Source organism: Vibrio sp. KUL78 (assembly GCF_059725505.1).
Map to the genome: position 1 here is coordinate 1,313,224 of NZ_AP045837.1, position 15,811 is coordinate 1,329,034.

Genomic DNA, 15,811 nt, shown 5'->3' on the forward strand with positions numbered 1-15,811 from the left:
AGGAAACTTTGATCCTACGCTAAGTCGTTGGCTGCATAGTGGCGTGATACTGCTCACAGTAATCTATTCTCAGGACGAGCAGTATCATGCAAAAATATCTGAAGTATATCATTCCGATATCGATCCCCTTGATCGTACTACTTCTACCGTTATCCGCATTCCCTTTCGAAGGATTGACCATAGTTCAGCAACGCGTCATTGCCATCTTCCTATTGGCGGCACTCTGCTGGGTATTCGAGCCAATTCCAATTTACGCCACGTCTGTTGTCATTATCGTTCTCGAGCTCCTGTTGGTCTCTAACAAAGGCATGTATCTATTTAGGTCAGGAGAAGGGCAAGCGCATTTCGGTGAGCTTCTCAATTACAACGAAATCATGGCGACCTTTGCTAGTCCGATTATCATGCTGTTCTTAGGTGGTTTCTTTCTTGCGATGGCCGCGACTAAGTATCGCCTAGACGTTAACTTAGCGCGCGTACTGCTTAAACCATTTGGCAGTGATCCTAGGTTTGTGATGCTTGGCCTGATGCTGATTACCGGTATTTTCTCGATGTTTATGTCGAACACGGCAACCACAGCGATGATGCTATCGATTCTGACGCCTGTGATAGCGGTGTTTGGACCTAAAGACCCTGGACGCATCGCCTTTGCTTTGTGTATCCCTGTCGCAGCAAACATTGGCGGTATTGGCACACCCATTGGCACGCCGCCTAATGCAATAGCACTAAAATACTTGGTCGGTGATAACTACATCAGCTTCGGTGAGTGGATGGCATTTGGCGTACCGTTTGTCGTTGTGATGATGGCGCTAGCGTGGATGTTGATTAACTTTCTTTATTCGGCAGACCAAAAGAAAATTGAGCTCTCGATTAAAGGTAAGTTCCTCAAAACGCCAAAAGCCATCATGGTTTACGTCACCTTTGCTCTGACCATTATCTTGTGGTTAATGGGGTCGAGTCATGGTATGAACTCTTACACGGTTGCCTTGATTCCTGTCGCTATCTTCTCGTTAACTGGCATCATTAATAAAGAAGACCTTAAGAAGATCTCCTGGGATGTACTGTGGTTGGTATCAGGTGGTATCGCGCTGGGTCTAGCGCTGGATAAAACTGGTTTGGCTCGCTTAGTCGTTCATAGTATTCCGTTTGATGAATTCTCACCTTATGTGGTGCTATTTGGTGCTGCTTTCCTTTGTCTGTTAATGGCTAACTTTATGTCGCATACAGCGACGGCAAACTTGTTAATGCCGATTATGGCCGCACTAGGCACATCAATGACATCACTGACACCACTCGGTGGTGAACTGACATTGATTTTGGTGGTAACCTTTGCAGCGTCACTTGGCATGTCTTTGCCAATCAGTACGCCGCCAAACGCACTTGCACACGCAACGGGGCATGTACAAAGCAGTCAGATGGCCCGTGTGGGTGTGATTTTGGGTGTGGTTGGTGTGATGCTAAGTTTTGTCTTGGTATGGCTCCTCCATGCGGTAGGACATATAGGGTAAATGCCAATGGATCTATTGGTTCGCCACTATTTTTCAGAGCCGCGCCGTCAGGTCTCTTTCGATGCCGAGCAAGTTGTGCTTCGTCAAGAGGCGCACAATGACCGACTCTATTATGTGTTGGAAGGGGAGCTTGAGGGATATTTCGAGAGCGACCAAGATGGCAAGCTCACCAAACTGTTTAATGCCTCGCAAGGGGCATTCATTGGTGTACACAGCTTTTTCTCAGGTACTTGGGTGGCGTCATCAACCGTTATTGCAAAAACCGACGTAACGCTTGCTTGGATTGATAAACACACCGAGCCGGTCGAGCCTGAGCAATACGGTCCATTGAGTGCGCAGTTTATGCCCGTGATGGTGAATGAGCTCTCACGGCGTCAACGAAGAGCCAAGCAAGAAGCGTTAGCAAAAGAAAAAGCACTGCAGCGTCTTCATACTGCTGAGCAAATGACAACCCTTGGCCAGCTTGCCGCAGGTATCGCTCATGAGCTCAATAACGCTATTGGTGTGGTCAACAGCAAAACAGAGCGAATGCAGCAAGACTTGCTTCAACTGCTTGAAGAGCTTCACCCTGAAGTAAGTGGCTACTTTGATGTAGGACTTATGCAGGGACAAGCTGTCTCATCGAGTGAAGTTCGCCGAATTGCGAAGCGCTTTCAACGAGACTATCGCTTAGATAGAGATATTGCTAAGCAGCTCGCCAGAGCTTTGGGTGATAACGCGGTGCCAGAATCTTGGCTTTCTGACCCCTCTAAAGCCCTAAAGTACTGGGGAATGGGTAGAGATCTTCACGATCTCAAAATTGCCGCTAGGCACACTGTAGGTATCGTGAAATCAGTAAAACAGCTGGGTCGGACTGATGGCGAACCGGATGAGCTTCTAGATATCAACGATACAATTAACAAAGCGCTTGCGCTGCTGCAAAGTGATTTAAGAAGAGTCTCGGTACGGATGCAGCCCGCTGTGCTACCACTTATCAAAGGTGCGTCGACGGAGTATGTTCAGATCTGGAGCAACATCCTAAAGAATGCATGTGATGCGCTTCAGCAAACCGATGCACCCAATATCAATATTCAAACTAAGTTCGTTAATCAGCGTATTTTGGTCACGATTGCCAACAACGGCCCTGAAATCGATGAGCCAACACGCAGAAAAATCTTTCAGCCTAACTTCACCACTAAGAAAGGTGGTCTCTCATTCGGTTTGGGGTTAGGACTATCAATTGTAAAACGAATCGTCAGCGAGATAGGGGGGACCATTGCGGTTAAAAGCGATGAGACTCGCACTATCTTTCGTGTCAAGTTACCAGTAGGAGAAGCATATGGAGAAGCTTAACGTCATCTGTGTTGATGACCAAAGAGAGGTACTCAGTGCCGTCATTCAAGATCTTGAACCCTTATCAAGCTGGCTAAACATTGAAGACTGTGAGTCTGGTGAAGAAGTGCTGGATCTCATTGAAGACCTTGATGCCGATGGTGAAAGCATTGCTGTGATTGTGTCTGATCATGTGATGCCAGGTATGACAGGTGTAGAGCTTTTGACCGAGCTATCACGCGACAGTCGTTTTAAAGAGACTAAAAAGGTGTTGCTTACTGGACAAGCGACACACTCAGACACCATCACCGCAATTAACACTGCAGGCGTGAGTCACTATTTCGAGAAACCTTGGAAGGCAGAAGAGCTGGTCAGTTGTGTGCGCTCCTTGGTCACAGCGTATATTTTTGATCGTGGCTTCGACTATCAGCCGTATCATGAAGAGTTGGATCAAAATATCGTACTGGAAAGGCTGCGCTAAACTCAAAGTTTGCGATGACTTCTCGTGTGATTACCAAGGAGAGAATATGAAGATATTTGTTAACTGTTTTCTGCTTAGCCTTTTGTTTGCATTTAGCTCTGTTCAAGCCAGTGAAAGGGCGCAGCAAGGTTGGCAGTGGATAGAGGAGGGAGCGATGGTCATCGATGTCCGCACACCAGCAGAGTTTAATGAGGACCATCTCGATCAAGCTGTAAACTATCCACTTTCGGAATTGGATAAATACATCGGAAATCTCGACAAGTCGCAACCGATAGTGCTTTATTGCCGCAGCGGTAATCGTTCTGGTCAAGCCTTGCAATATCTATCTTCCAAAGGCTTTACAGCGCTTCATAACGCTGGTGGTTTGAATGAGATGAAGATTGAAGCCCCTCAATAATTCTGTAAAACAATGAACTTCAAGCCCGAATAGCAGTCTTAAATTCGGGCTTTTTAACGCTCGTTAGTAACCTTCCTACCTCAGTCATGTAATATGACTGCCTGCTCGTGACAGTTCGTTACAAATAGACATTTAATCTACCTAATTCGCAATATTTGGGCGCAAATAGTCGAACTTTCTCATCTAAAGAAACGCTTTATTTAACTCTTGCATCGAATTTTACAGTTCCTACCTAGAACCTTAGAACGGCTCAAGGATAGAATTGACTTCGATTTTTATAGTGCATATGTGGTTTTTGGTTCGGATTTTCCGATGTTTATATCAGGGAGCCTAATCTGGACGAAAAATAAACCCGCATACGTTGCACAATAGTTAGAGAGAAGTGAGTGTTACCTTGAGTATCGAGAGAGCCGTCATTAATAGCGGAGCACAAGACCAAACAACTAGGGCGGAGCTGCTAAGCTCATCTCTATGGTTCGGTCTTTTTGCGTTGTTTCCGTTACTGATCTTAGCGGCAGTGTTGTCGCTGTACAGCCCTGAAGGCGTCCGTTGGAGCCTTCCTTGGGTCCCAAGTTTGGGACTAGCATTGAGTTTTCGACTCGATGGGCTGTCGTTTTTGTTTGCCTGCTTGATTAGCGGAATAGGGACTATGGTGCAGATTTATGCGCTAGCGTACCTGAGAGAACATAAACAAAGATTTGCCTTTCACTGCTACTTAACGGCGTTTATGGTGGCGATGCTAGGTGTTGTTCTTAGTGACAACGTGTTGTTGCTGTTTGTCTTTTGGGAACTGACGACTGTAACCTCTTATCTCTTAATCGGATTTAACCATGAGGCGCTCAAGTCTAGAAAGAATGCACTGCAGTCATTGTTAATTACCAGTGCGGGTGGTTTGGCTCTGCTTGCTGGACTTATTCTGCTTGGTTCTATGGCGGGCAGCTACGAGCTAACTGGCATTTTGTCGCAGGCCGGTGAGCTTTCTAGTCATTCACTGTTTTTGCCTTCTCTGGTTCTTATTCTGCTGGGTGCGCTGACAAAATCAGCTCAATTCCCATTCCACTTCTGGCTACCCAATGCCATGGCGGCGCCAACTCCAGTCAGTGCCTATCTGCACTCTGCCACTATGGTAAAAGCGGGTATCTATTTATTGGCCGTCGTATCTCCGATATATGCACAGACTGAACTCTGGTTCTACACCCTGACGATCATGGGTGGGTTTACGGCCTTGTGGTGCGCATTGATGGCACTCAAGCAGACCGACCTTAAGCTGATGTTGGCATACAGTACCACCGTCGTGCTTGGAAAACTGACCTTCTTGTTGGGTATTGGTAGTGACTTGGCGCTTAAGTCAGCCTTGATGCTTATCGTCGCTCATGCGCTCTATAAAGCGGGCCTTTTCATGGTGGTAGGTAATGTCGATAAAGCGGCAGGTACACGTGAGATCAGTCAGCTACGCGGTTTACGCTCAGTATTAAAGATAAGCTTTGTTGCCGCGGTGATTGCGGTTCTATCGACGTCAGGCGTTCCTCCACTACCTGGATTCCTCAGCAAGGAGTACATGTATAAGGCGGGGCTAGAAGTGAGCAACTGGGCTGTGTTTTTGATGGTGCTGGTGAACGCGTTGACCGTGACTTTGGTCATGGCGCTACTCATTAAGCCATTTACGACACGTCATCAAGGCGAGCCAACCAAGGCTAAGCCTGTGGAGATCAACAAAGGTCTGTGGATCCCACCGTTTATGCTCGCAATTGTCAGTGTGATTGCAACTGTTGCTGGATTGGGCTGGCTGAATGAGCAAGTGATTATCCCTGGGGTAACGACTATTGCGCCTGTGTCTGATCCGGATCCAGTGAAGGTGTGGCATGGCATTAATACACCTCTCATTTTGAGTGGCATTACCTTATTGCTTGGTGTGCTGCTGTACAAAATTTATCCATCGCTTACCGCCTTGCTAGAACGTACGCTACCAAAATTGCCATGTGCAAACCGAGTGTTTGATCACTTGCTTGAAGCCATGGTGAGCTTTGCGAAGTGGCAAACTAATATGCTACAGACCAAGCGCATGAGCGTTTATGGGCTGTTGTCGTTTGGAGCGTTAGCGGTACTGCTTATCAGCCATACCCCAATGTCACTTAGTCAATTCGCGGGTCGTTTAGATGGCATCAAGCTGTATGAAGTCGTTATCGCGGCACTGCTGATTGTCTCATCGTTTGTAGTGATTATCTCAAGAACCAAGTTCTTAGCGGTGGCAGCACTAGGTATGATTGGATTCATGACCACTTTGGTATTCATGATCTATAGCGCGCCGGATGTCGCAAAGACTCAGCTTCTAGTCGAAACCTTAATGGTTGTCTTCCTCGTTCTGCTGATGCGCCACGTGCCTAAGCTCTCGACGGTTAAACAACACTCAACAGGACGCCGTACTATCCACGCCTTGGTAGCGGGCAGTATTGGTGTCGCAGTCACTATGGTGCTGCTTTCGATCACGGCTGAGCCAATGGACATGTCGGTATCTCAGTTCTTCAACGAACAGAGTGTGCCAGGCGGTCATGGTCGCAATATTGTTAATGTAATTCTGGTTGACTTCCGAGCGTTCGATACCTTCGGTGAAGTGTTAGTCGTCGCGCTGGCAGGTCTATGTGCCGTGAGCTTGCTTAAGCCAGGAAGTGTGCCATCCACAAAGGTGAAGTCACTGATCTTGGGCACGGCGTCTCATATCGTTGCAGCTCTAATGTTGGTGTTCTCACTGTATCTATTGATGCGTGGCCATAACTCACCGGGTGGCGGTTTTATTGGCGCACTTATCGCGGTAATAGGCTTATCACTGCTTATGTTCGCTGAATCTCCTCAATATGTTCGAGAAAGGCTGCATTACGCGCCGTTTAGTATCGCTATGCTGGGGGTCTTCATTAGTTTTACTGCCGGCGCGATAAGCCTAGTGTTTAACCTACCATTCCTTACTGGCCTGTGGTGGAAAGATGTATTACCGCTAGGAACGCCACTCATTTTCGATATTGGTATTTACCTAGGTGTCATTGGTGGGGTGATGGGAATGATCCTCCATGTAACGGAGGAGATGGACTAATGGAAATGTTATGGAGTGTTGTCGTCGGTGTGTTTGTCGCATCTGGCATCTATCTGATGCTAGAAAGACATCTGCTTAGAGTCTTGTTTGGTCTGATACAACTGAGTAGTGCCGTCAACCTGGCCATTTTCAACGCGGGTCGACTAACGGTAGGCAACCCACCGCTCATTGATGGCGACGCTGTTCTACCGCATGTAGACGCGGCTAACCCGTTGCCACAGGCATTAATTCTGACGGCAATCGTTATTGGCTTCGGACTTTTAGTCTTTACTTTGGTGCTGTTCTACCGCGCTTACCAAGAGACGCAATCAGCGGATATCGATGAAATGAAATATTCTGAGGAGCAGGCGTAATGTCAATGTGGTTAACCTTGCCTGTTATCATGTCTGTTTTGACCGCCGTTTTGGTGTTCTTTACGAGACACAATCACAAGCTTGCTGAGGCGATAAGCGGCACGAGTGCGCTGTTTACCTTGCTCGGCAGCGTGTTCTTAATAAACGGTATTCTGGATAACGGTCCTCAAGCTGTGGCGTTTGGTCAATGGGCTGCGCCATTTGGCATTGTATTTGTTGCCGATTTTCTTTCCGCGGCGATGGTGGTTATCACGGCCATCATTGGTGTGGTGAGTGTGTTCTATGCGATGGCGGATCTGAAACAGAAACCGTCCTATGGTCTGTTCCACTCGCTGATTCATGTGCTCCTTGCTGGTGTATATGGTGCCTTCTTGACCGGAGATATCTTCAATCTTTATGTCTGGTTTGAAGTCATGCTGATTGCATCATTCGGTCTGATGGTGCTCGACGCAAATCGTCAACAAGTGGACGGTGCGGTTAAGTATGTGATGCTTAACTTTATCTCGACGCTCATGTTCTTACTTGCCATCGGCTTACTTTATGGTGCAACTGGCACACTTAGTTTGGCAGATTTACACAGCAAAGCGGCTGACATCGCTCCGCAGACCAAGGTTCTGCTAGCGGCGCTGTTCCTATTTGGCTTTGCGGTTAAGTCGGCGCTATTTCCTTTGTTTGCCTGGCTTCCGGCGTCTTACCACACAATTCCAAGCGGTGTAGTGGCTCTCTTTGCTGCGCTGCTGACTAAGGTTGGTATCTATGCGTTAATGCGTGTATTTACCCTCGTATTCCCATTGGCAGACAGTGGCTGGCAACCGCTCATGATTTGGGTGGCAGCACTGACCATGCTAACGGGCGTATTGGGGGCGGCAAGCCAATACAATGTGAAGAAGATTCTTTCTTTTCACATCATCAGTCAAATTGGCTATATGGTTATGGGTCTTGCTTTGTATACCCCGCTTGCCCTCGCAGGTGCGATTTTCTATATCGTTCACCACATTATCGTCAAAGCGAATCTTTTCCTCATTGGTGGTCTTGTTGAACGTAAGCACCAAACCAGTGAGCTGAGTGAATTAGGTGGTATGTACAAAGCGACACCATTGCTGGCGTTCTTGTTCTTAGTACCGGCATTTTCCTTGGCAGGCTTCCCGCCATTGTCAGGATTCTGGGGTAAGTTTTTGGTTATCAAAGATAGCCTGCAAAACGAGTACTACATGCTTGCAGCTGTCGCGTTATTCGTCGGTTTGTTAACTATCTTCTCCATGACCAAGATCTGGAGCGAAGTGTTCTGGAAGGCAAAACCGTCAAAGCAAAAAGCGGAGACTTCAGGTGAAAAGCTTTGCAAAAAAACCAGAGCCTTGTACTACGCACCAATTGTCGTGTTGACCTCTATGACGTTAGTAATTGGTTTTGCGGCGGAGCCTTTCTTCCAGTTTGCCTTTACGGCGGCGGAACAGCTTCTTGACCCTAGTGCTTATATCCATGCTGTTCTAGGAGGTGGTGCATGAACTATTTCTTTCTGAATGTGTTTTTGGGTGGCGCATGGATGCTACTTAATGGTGAATACACAGGCTTGAGCTTTGTTACTGGTTTCGTGGTGGGTTACTTCGCTCTTAGGTTGAGTCAGCCATTTGGACTTAAGTCGAGCTATTTCAAGCGCTTTAGTGCTTCTATAAAGCTGTTCCTGTACTTCTGCTACGAGATGCTGGTATCTGCGGCTCATGTGGTCTGGGATGTTGTCACGCCGACGCATCTTAGCGATCCAGACATCATCTATGTCCCGCTTGATGTGACCTCAGATCTTGAGATCACCTTGCTTGCTAACATGGTTTCACTGACACCAGGCAGCTTAAGCCTGGATGTGACGGAAGACAAGAAACACCTCGTGGTGCACGCCATGTTCGCACCCGACCACGATGAAGTGATTCACTCAATCAAAAACGGCATGGAAAAACGAATTTTGGAGGTGACACGTGGATAGTTGGCTGTCATTTAGTATCAATTTTGCGTACGTCGGAATGCTGCTGAGCCTAGTGCTGGTCTTTATTCGCTTGATTAAAGGTCCCACGCTTGCGGACCGTGTGGTCGCGCTCGATCTTATCGCTTTTATTACGGTTGGATTTATCGCGGTACACACCTTGGCGAGCGGTCAAAAATCGCTACTCGATGTGGCGATCACCCTTGGCTTAGTCGCTTTCTTGGGAACCATCGCTTTTGCAGGCTTTATTGCCAAGCGTAATCAGCAACAGAGCGATTCAGAAAATCACAAAAGCCTTGAGCAAGGAGATAAGTCATGACGTTTATCACTGGACTCTTACTCTGTATCGGTACGTTTTTTGTGTTGGTGGCGAGCATTGGGGTATTGCGTATGCCCGATCTCTACACCCGAATGCACGCATCGACTAAGGCTAACACTATGGGTCTGACAGCACTGCTTGCGGCAGTGGCGTTTGGGATGCCAGATATTACCGTGGTTTCCCGTGTACTTGGCACCATGCTGTTTATCTTGCTAACCGCACCGGTTGCCGCTCATTTGCTGAGCAAAAGTATGTATTGGAATGGCTACAAAATGTGGCGAAAAAAGAAGTAATCGTCTCGCAATAAGGGGGGCGCTCTCTACCTCACTGTGAGACTTAGCAGTTTTATTATTGTCTAACCAAGGAGAGCCTATGCGTAGAAAAGAACTAACACTATTAGTCGTTGCCTGTGTCTGTTTTCTCATCACTTTAGTTGTTGGGAAATGAACACTCGGTAAGCCTCTATTAAGAGGTCATTTAAGCAGTATCTGAGGCTCCTTTTCAGGTTTCTCGATACTGCTTTTTTTATGCGTGGCATCACTAGCGGTTTATCGAATTTAGCTAAAGTCAAAGGCGGGATACTTGACCTTTATTCTCCGCTGCTCAGACATAAGCCTTTTAAACGATAAGGTTTCGGTCAGACTAATCACCGCCTGCTCATCGCTATCTTTTAATATCGTGCCAGCGATCGTGTCACTAGTCCCGTCATTGAATGAGATTTCACCCTGAAATATATACTCACTGTTGAGCCCATTTTCAGCAGTCGAAATGACTATGCTACTTTCTGCGATTTGTAACACCTCAAAGCTCTGCTGGGACAGATTTAGTGTTGGCCGCTCAGGCGTCGGGTAATTTAGGCGATAGTGTTGTCTTTGATTTTCACTCATGTTTAAAGTCTCGATAAATGCCACGTGCAAACAATCTAGGAAATATTTGCTGCTATTCGAGGTTTCTCTGACGTTTTCATTATAAATGGTAACTTGATCGCAGTTTTACCGCGCAAATAGAGCAGGGGTGCAGAGCAGAAATATAGTGATCCGCAATGAAACCAACCGAGAAAAGATCTATGCGTATAGGCGCTTTTGCAAAACAACATGAGGTGAGCGAGCGAACACTTCGTCATTATGAGTCAATTGGATTACTCCCGACGCAAGAGAGGGAAGGGCGCTATCGAGTTTTTAATGAGGACGCTCATTCGCGTATGCTCTTTATAGGTCGTTGTAAGCAGATCGGTTTGACCTTAGCCGAAATCGGTGAGCTCATTCAGTTTTTCGATGCACCAAAAGGCGAGCGCTGCAAAGCGAGCTTAAAGGTGATTGTAGAGAAGAAAGTGACCTTGTCACAAGAGATTGTTCAGAAACAAAGATTATTGGAGAGACTGAATAAGCTAGAGTTGGATGTTCAACAGAGAATTGATAATAGCTGTTGACTCTGACGTATACGTCAAACTTTATACTCCCGAAAAAACATCATCAAGTTAAGAGGGATTATGAAGATTTTAAAAGGACTATTTGCTCTTTTGGCCATTGTGCTTGTTACATTGACAAGCTATGTATACAGGCTTACAGGTTACCCCGCAGAGATCAAACCCATAGAGCAAAACAAGCCAGCTCAGTTCACCGATTGGAAAGCTGCCCTATCAGGTGCGGCAATGGTCGACTATAAACTACTTCAGGTGGGTAGAATTGTCATGGACCGTAATCTGTTAATGCAGGGCGCCCCTGATTCTTATCCGCAACGTTACACCGCACTACCGGTACTGAGTCACTGGATTCGCCACCCTGTCTATGGCGAGTATCTCGTCGATGCAGGGTTTTCCAAGTCGTTCAAAAATAATAGTGGGGGCAACTATAACTGGCTGATGCGGACCATTGCCTCGCTTTCAGGTATTGAAAACAGCTTGGAGAAGTCCTTAGAGCTTCAACTAAACCACAAAGTTGGTCGAATAAACGGTGTAATGGTCACTCATTTTCACCCGGATCACTCCTCTGGAATAAGCGACCTGCCGACAGGCACCTCGGTCATTGCCGATGAAAAAGAGTATGACTTCATTGCTAGGCTCTCAAATACTGCGCTCTTTACTGAGGATTATGATTGGCACGGCATAGACTTCACGAAAGGCTCAAAGATAGCGCCATTTACAAGTGTGGTTGATGTGTTTGGAGATGGCGCCGTCTGGGCGGTATCGACGCCAGGGCATACCAAGGGGCATACTTCCTACTTACTCAATACAACACAAGGCATTAAGTTTGTTGTCGGTGACGCCAGCCATTTCGGCTTTGCCTATGACAATAACTATGCACCGGCAGCGCTAAGTGGCGAATTACGTCAGCAAGCCGCAGAAACCCTCGCTACTATTAAAACTTTTGCATCACAGCATCCTGATATCAAGCTGATATTTGGCCATCAGCTTCCCTAATGCGTTGCGTTAGCGGTTCAATGGAGAAATAAAAATGTGCTAGAGTAACAACATAACTAACAATAACTAACAATAACTAACAATAACTTACTAAAGTGTTATGCCTTCTCAATTACCAAAATCGTTTAGTAAACCATTTCTAAAAATATTCCATGTACTGGAAGCGGTGCTACTTGTCGCCATTACACTGGCGACCATCTACGCCATGGTCGAAGAGTTTATGCACGTCTTCACCGAGCGAAGAGTGCTATTGACCGATATTCTTCTCATGTTTATCTACCTAGAAGTACTCGCCATGGTTCAGCAGTTTGTGGTCAACGGTAAGATACCCGTACGCTATCCGATCTACATTGCTATGATGGCAATTGCTCGATACATCACGCTAGGAATGAAAGAGATGGATGCTACGCTCGTTGTATGGTTATCTGTCGCCGCATTCATTTTGGCAGCAGCAACCTTGATTATTCGCGCGGGTCATCATTACTGGCCCTATGTCGATAGAAATACCAAAGAGCCGGATGAGTAAGGCTGTATGGGGCTGCCGACCTTGGTGCTTTATTACCTTAAAGAGTGCAGCCCTAAAACGTTACGCGTTATTAGAAGGTGTAATTAGTTCTGAGCCACAAGGTAGAGCTTCCACTTGGTGTCAGAATTGACTTATCAGTCCAATCCCATTTTAGCCCTGCGCTAAACTGTTTCCCAATATTCATGTCCGCACCTAACTCAAGCTGAGAAACCCAAGCCTTATCTTTATTAAAGTAGGTGGATTTGGGGTTCATATAGAACCTTCCTTTTTTGATGGTTCCATTGAAGAAATAAGCCTGGTTGTGCGATAGCCGTGCCGTTTTCACTCTTCACGGCAGAAGGATCTCTGTAAGGGTTATAGCCTGCGGCTAACATTGGAGAAACAATCCAGCCACTGTCGAACGAAATGTTGTACATTACGCCCGCTGTCGCGACAGTGAAATTGGCGTCAAAAATGATATCGCCCGTGTAGCTTAGTCCGTCTTGCATATTGAAGTAACGTGTTCGAGCTCGCTTTTTACCACTCTCATAGAAATTAACGCCCCCAATAACTACATGGTCGCCCTTTTTATTGCTGAGATTAATTTGTGATGCTGTCTCACTGAATGCACCACCAAAGGATGCGGCGGTCGAAATGCATGGAGCCAGAATTAGCAGCAGTAGCAGTCGTGTGTTGGTCGTAATCATAGGTCTATCAACTTAAAGTCGGCATTAGAGTGCGGTAATGCACTCTAATGCTTGGTAGAGAAAGGTAATTACAGAAAGCGTTATTTAGATAGCGCTTCGACGATTGCATAGAGACCATTTAGGTCATACGCCTCTTGTTCTGGCGTCACAGAATCTGGCGCGGAAGATTGCTTGATGATAGCGATGTCGTGTTCTCGGTCGATGTATATCCATTGACCATGAATGCCGATAGCCATGAATGCTTCAGCGCCTGGTGTGTGTTTGACCCACCACTGAGCACGGTAACTCCATTCGCCGCCCGGCATGTTTTCGCTTACATCAGGGCCGTTGGCGAAGGCTTCTTTGTTGCCACCCGCTGCTATTTGGTCAATGACACCTTTACTCACTACCTGTTCACCGTTGAATTCACCATCATTGAGCATCATGGTTGCAAATTTTGCTAGGTTCATCGGCGTTGCATTTAAACCGCCACCGGCAACCAGGTTGGCATTGTCATCGAGAAGAACATAGGTTTCGCCAGATGTTCCGAGCTTTGACCATAACTGCTGCTCCAGCGCTTGTTGAAATGTCTGCCCATTAGCGCGGTTGGTAATCCAATTGACAACATCAGTTTTAGGCGTTTGATAGTGAAAGATATCGCCATGCTTGTGTGCTTGATCTATCTGTAGGGTTTGTAGATAGCTGTAGAGGTTATCTGGGTACTCGACTCCCTCTACTTTTGCTGTCCAGCCTAATACAGCACCATAGGTTCTGATGCCCGATGTTGGGTCAGCATAGTGTTCAGTGAAGTCCATTGAGTTCGTCATGTTCAATACCTGGGCTACGGTTGCACCGTCAAAGCCGGAGGCTTGTTTTAACTCTGGTACATGTAAGGTGACGGGGTCGTACTCATTGAACTTGCCTTCGTCAATTGCCATTAATGCCAGCAACCCGCCAAAGGACTTAGTTACCGACATCATTTGGTGAGGGGTATCTGGTGTCATGTTGTTTAGGTAATGCTCAGAGACGATTTTATCGCCTTTGATGACGATTAGACTGTCAGTCCACGTTTCGGTAAGAAAGTCTGCAAATGATCTCATCACACCATCGCTGTTTTTGACTTTGATATGAGATAGATCTTGAAGGTCCTTTTCTAGGTCAATCGGTGATTGAGATGGTTGAATATCGGCACTTGGGTAGAACATACGCATGTGTTGATAAGACCATCGGTTGTATGGAGGAGTCTGTAGCGCATTCTCTTTCGTGACCTGCTTTGATTTCGGTACAACTAAACCTTCCATAATCCCTAGCTCAGCAGCCGTTGCATAAGGCGTTTCTTTTAGTGCCTGAGTGATATCGTGTGACTCTGCGTAGGAGGAGGCAGAGAATAACCCAACAAGCGCAAGTGCAATGATTGAACGTTTCATAGTAGTGACCTCAAATTGTTGACTATTTACCTTCTAAAGAAGTTGAAGTGATTTTAATCTGGGTACTAGAATCATGGTTGGAAGAAGGTTAAAGGCAGGGTTTAAGGTTTATGATTATTACCACTGAACGTTTGCGCTACTTTGTCAGTGTTGCAGATAAAGGTAGCTTTTCTGCTGCTGCTCGAGAGCTTGGAGTGAGTATTAGTGCGGTTAATCAAACAATTATTAATCTTGAGGAAGACTTAGAGGTTACCTTGTTCGAGAGGCATAGTGGCAAGAAGCCAACACTCACAGTTCAGGGGCGAGCCTTGTACTTTAAGAGTTTGGATGTTTTGCCGCGCATTCTTGGGATAGAACACTACGCCGAAACGCTTAAATTGGGTGTGGAAAGCGCGATAACAGTGGCGGTGCACCCATACAGCTTTTACCCAAGCTATGTCGACCTGTTTAAGACATTCACCAGTAAGTATCCGCAGGTAGAGCTCAATATTATCGACAGTGAAGCACTAACCAGCTTTGATGAAGGCTTTGATTTAATGATCGCGCCGTCCAGTATAGAGATTCTAAGAGCGATGAACGTTGCTGCTATCGACCGACTGGAGTGGAAGCTGGTATGTGCACACAATCATCCTTTAGCCAAGTTGAAGGGTAATTTAGAGGTGGCGGATCTACAAAACCACACTCAGGTACTTATGGGAGAGGGTTTTATCACTAAGCCAGAATATCGAGAGGCGCTCCGCTATTCGTCATCTGTCATCAATGTTACAAACTTCTATCAGTATCGGCAGTGTTTACTTCAAGGTGTGGGTTTTGCTCCTTATCCAGCGCAACTATTAGACACTAATACAGAGAAAGATGCGCTGGTGGTGCTTGATTTTGAGTTTGGCTCAGAGGGTAACTCTTGGCCTATTGATCTGGTTTGGAGTGACAATGTGGGCATTGCGGGGCAGTGGTTGGTTGAGCAGCTAATGAAGATAAATGACTGACCATGGTTTCTAGCTGTGCCAATTGGGCAGTCGCGGAGATGCAGGCTGTGTTAATCAGCCTATTTTCTGTGCCATTGTATCGTTTGAAGCATTCATTGGTGGTGTTAAGTATATGACTGGTAAGTCCTTTTACTGTTTCTGCATCCGCTTTGATGATCTTTACTGGTTTCATTTCGCCTTTGAGCGCATGCCTAAGTGAGCGGGTATTAAAAAGATACTGAGATCGTTTTAGAGCGTTGGCTAGGTTACACAGTTGATTTTTAGTTGAAGTGCTAGACATAGTAGTGACCTCTCTCGTCGATTCACTAGGATTCTAGGTTTGCTTCAAAATACTTGAGTCGAAGGTCCTTAAAGCTTAGCTT

The 15,811-nt window shown here is 46.3% G+C and carries 18 protein-coding genes; 14 read left to right on the top strand and 4 right to left on the bottom strand.

Translation table 11 applies throughout. The features are described 5' to 3' along the window. The first annotated feature begins 86 nt into the window (after positions 1-86). From AC6I8Y_RS06385 to mnhG, 10 genes are all read left to right on the top strand, one after another. Positions 87-1,505, top strand: a complete 1,419-nt coding sequence (locus AC6I8Y_RS06385; RefSeq protein ID WP_128650053.1) for an SLC13 family permease — start codon at positions 87-89, stop codon at positions 1,503-1,505. Positions 1,506-1,511: 6 nt separating this feature from the next. After that, positions 1,512-2,837: an ATP-binding protein gene (locus AC6I8Y_RS06390; protein ID WP_498021114.1), complete on the top strand. Its 1,326-nt coding sequence runs from the start codon at positions 1,512-1,514 to the stop codon at positions 2,835-2,837. Continuing rightward, positions 2,824-3,297: a response regulator gene (locus AC6I8Y_RS06395; protein ID WP_128650052.1), complete on the top strand. Its 474-nt coding sequence runs from the start codon at positions 2,824-2,826 to the stop codon at positions 3,295-3,297. Before AC6I8Y_RS06390 ends, AC6I8Y_RS06395 begins: the two co-directional genes overlap by 14 nt. A 46-nt stretch (positions 3,298-3,343) precedes the next feature. Further along, a complete protein-coding gene (locus AC6I8Y_RS06400) occupies positions 3,344-3,694 on the top strand; it encodes a rhodanese-like domain-containing protein (protein ID WP_234493979.1) in 351 nt (116 codons plus the stop codon). Between the two features lie 454 nt (positions 3,695-4,148). Then, the gene (mbhE, locus tag AC6I8Y_RS06405; RefSeq protein WP_498021445.1) at positions 4,149-6,779 is read left to right on the top strand and encodes a hydrogen gas-evolving membrane-bound hydrogenase subunit E; all 2,631 of its coding nucleotides are present in this window, start codon (positions 4,149-4,151) and stop codon (positions 6,777-6,779) included. Then, entirely contained in the window at positions 6,779-7,132 is a 354-nt protein-coding gene (locus AC6I8Y_RS06410; RefSeq protein ID WP_042477366.1) for a Na+/H+ antiporter subunit C, read from the top strand. The genes mbhE and AC6I8Y_RS06410 overlap by 1 nt, the downstream gene beginning before the upstream one ends. Further along, entirely contained in the window at positions 7,132-8,637 is a 1,506-nt protein-coding gene (locus tag AC6I8Y_RS06415) for a proton-conducting transporter transmembrane domain-containing protein (protein WP_498021115.1), read from the top strand. The genes AC6I8Y_RS06410 and AC6I8Y_RS06415 overlap by 1 nt, the downstream gene beginning before the upstream one ends. Beyond that, on the top strand, positions 8,634-9,110 hold the full coding sequence (locus AC6I8Y_RS06420; protein ID WP_498021117.1) for a Na+/H+ antiporter subunit E: 477 nt from the start codon (positions 8,634-8,636) through the stop codon (positions 9,108-9,110). The genes AC6I8Y_RS06415 and AC6I8Y_RS06420 overlap by 4 nt, the downstream gene beginning before the upstream one ends. A gap of 37 nt (positions 9,111-9,147) precedes the next feature. After that, entirely contained in the window at positions 9,148-9,426 is a 279-nt protein-coding gene (locus AC6I8Y_RS06425; protein WP_498021447.1) for a cation:proton antiporter, read from the top strand. Continuing rightward, on the top strand, positions 9,423-9,719 hold the full coding sequence (gene mnhG / locus AC6I8Y_RS06430) for a monovalent cation/H(+) antiporter subunit G (protein WP_128650048.1): 297 nt from the start codon (positions 9,423-9,425) through the stop codon (positions 9,717-9,719). Before AC6I8Y_RS06425 ends, mnhG begins: the two co-directional genes overlap by 4 nt. A gap of 264 nt (positions 9,720-9,983) precedes the next feature. Here the strand turns inward: mnhG and AC6I8Y_RS06435 are convergent, their stop codons facing one another. Beyond that, positions 9,984-10,313: a hypothetical protein gene (locus AC6I8Y_RS06435; protein WP_042477357.1), complete on the bottom strand. Its 330-nt coding sequence runs from the start codon at positions 10,311-10,313 to the stop codon at positions 9,984-9,986. Positions 10,314-10,492: 179 nt separating this feature from the next. On the opposite strand from AC6I8Y_RS06435, the gene AC6I8Y_RS06440 reads away from it, so the two are divergent. From AC6I8Y_RS06440 to AC6I8Y_RS06450, 3 genes are all read left to right on the top strand, one after another. Next, a complete protein-coding gene (locus AC6I8Y_RS06440) occupies positions 10,493-10,855 on the top strand; it encodes a MerR family transcriptional regulator (RefSeq protein ID WP_498021119.1) in 363 nt (120 codons plus the stop codon). A gap of 60 nt (positions 10,856-10,915) precedes the next feature. After that, a complete protein-coding gene (locus AC6I8Y_RS06445; RefSeq protein WP_498021122.1) occupies positions 10,916-11,845 on the top strand; it encodes an MBL fold metallo-hydrolase in 930 nt (309 codons plus the stop codon). 100 nt (positions 11,846-11,945) lie between these two features. Continuing rightward, entirely contained in the window at positions 11,946-12,371 is a 426-nt protein-coding gene (locus tag AC6I8Y_RS06450; protein ID WP_394151905.1) for a phosphate-starvation-inducible protein PsiE, read from the top strand. 70 nt (positions 12,372-12,441) lie between these two features. Here the strand turns inward: AC6I8Y_RS06450 and AC6I8Y_RS06455 are convergent, their stop codons facing one another. The 3 genes from AC6I8Y_RS06455 to AC6I8Y_RS06465 all read right to left on the bottom strand — a co-directional run bounded on the left by AC6I8Y_RS06455 (position 12,442) and on the right by AC6I8Y_RS06465 (position 14,463). Then, the gene (locus AC6I8Y_RS06455; RefSeq protein ID WP_498021124.1) at positions 12,442-12,624 is read right to left on the bottom strand and encodes a hypothetical protein; all 183 of its coding nucleotides are present in this window, start codon (positions 12,622-12,624) and stop codon (positions 12,442-12,444) included. Further along, positions 12,599-13,057, bottom strand: a complete 459-nt coding sequence (locus AC6I8Y_RS06460) for a hypothetical protein (protein WP_498021126.1) — start codon at positions 13,055-13,057, stop codon at positions 12,599-12,601. The genes AC6I8Y_RS06455 and AC6I8Y_RS06460 overlap by 26 nt, the downstream gene beginning before the upstream one ends. Positions 13,058-13,137: 80 nt before the next feature. Further along, positions 13,138-14,463, bottom strand: coding sequence for a serine hydrolase domain-containing protein (locus AC6I8Y_RS06465; RefSeq protein WP_394151909.1), 1,326 nt, complete (start codon positions 14,461-14,463; stop codon positions 13,138-13,140). 110 nt (positions 14,464-14,573) lie between these two features. On the opposite strand from AC6I8Y_RS06465, the gene AC6I8Y_RS06470 reads away from it, so the two are divergent. Further along, on the top strand, positions 14,574-15,449 hold the full coding sequence (locus tag AC6I8Y_RS06470; RefSeq protein ID WP_394151911.1) for a LysR family transcriptional regulator: 876 nt from the start codon (positions 14,574-14,576) through the stop codon (positions 15,447-15,449). Positions 15,450-15,811 lie beyond the last annotated feature (362 nt).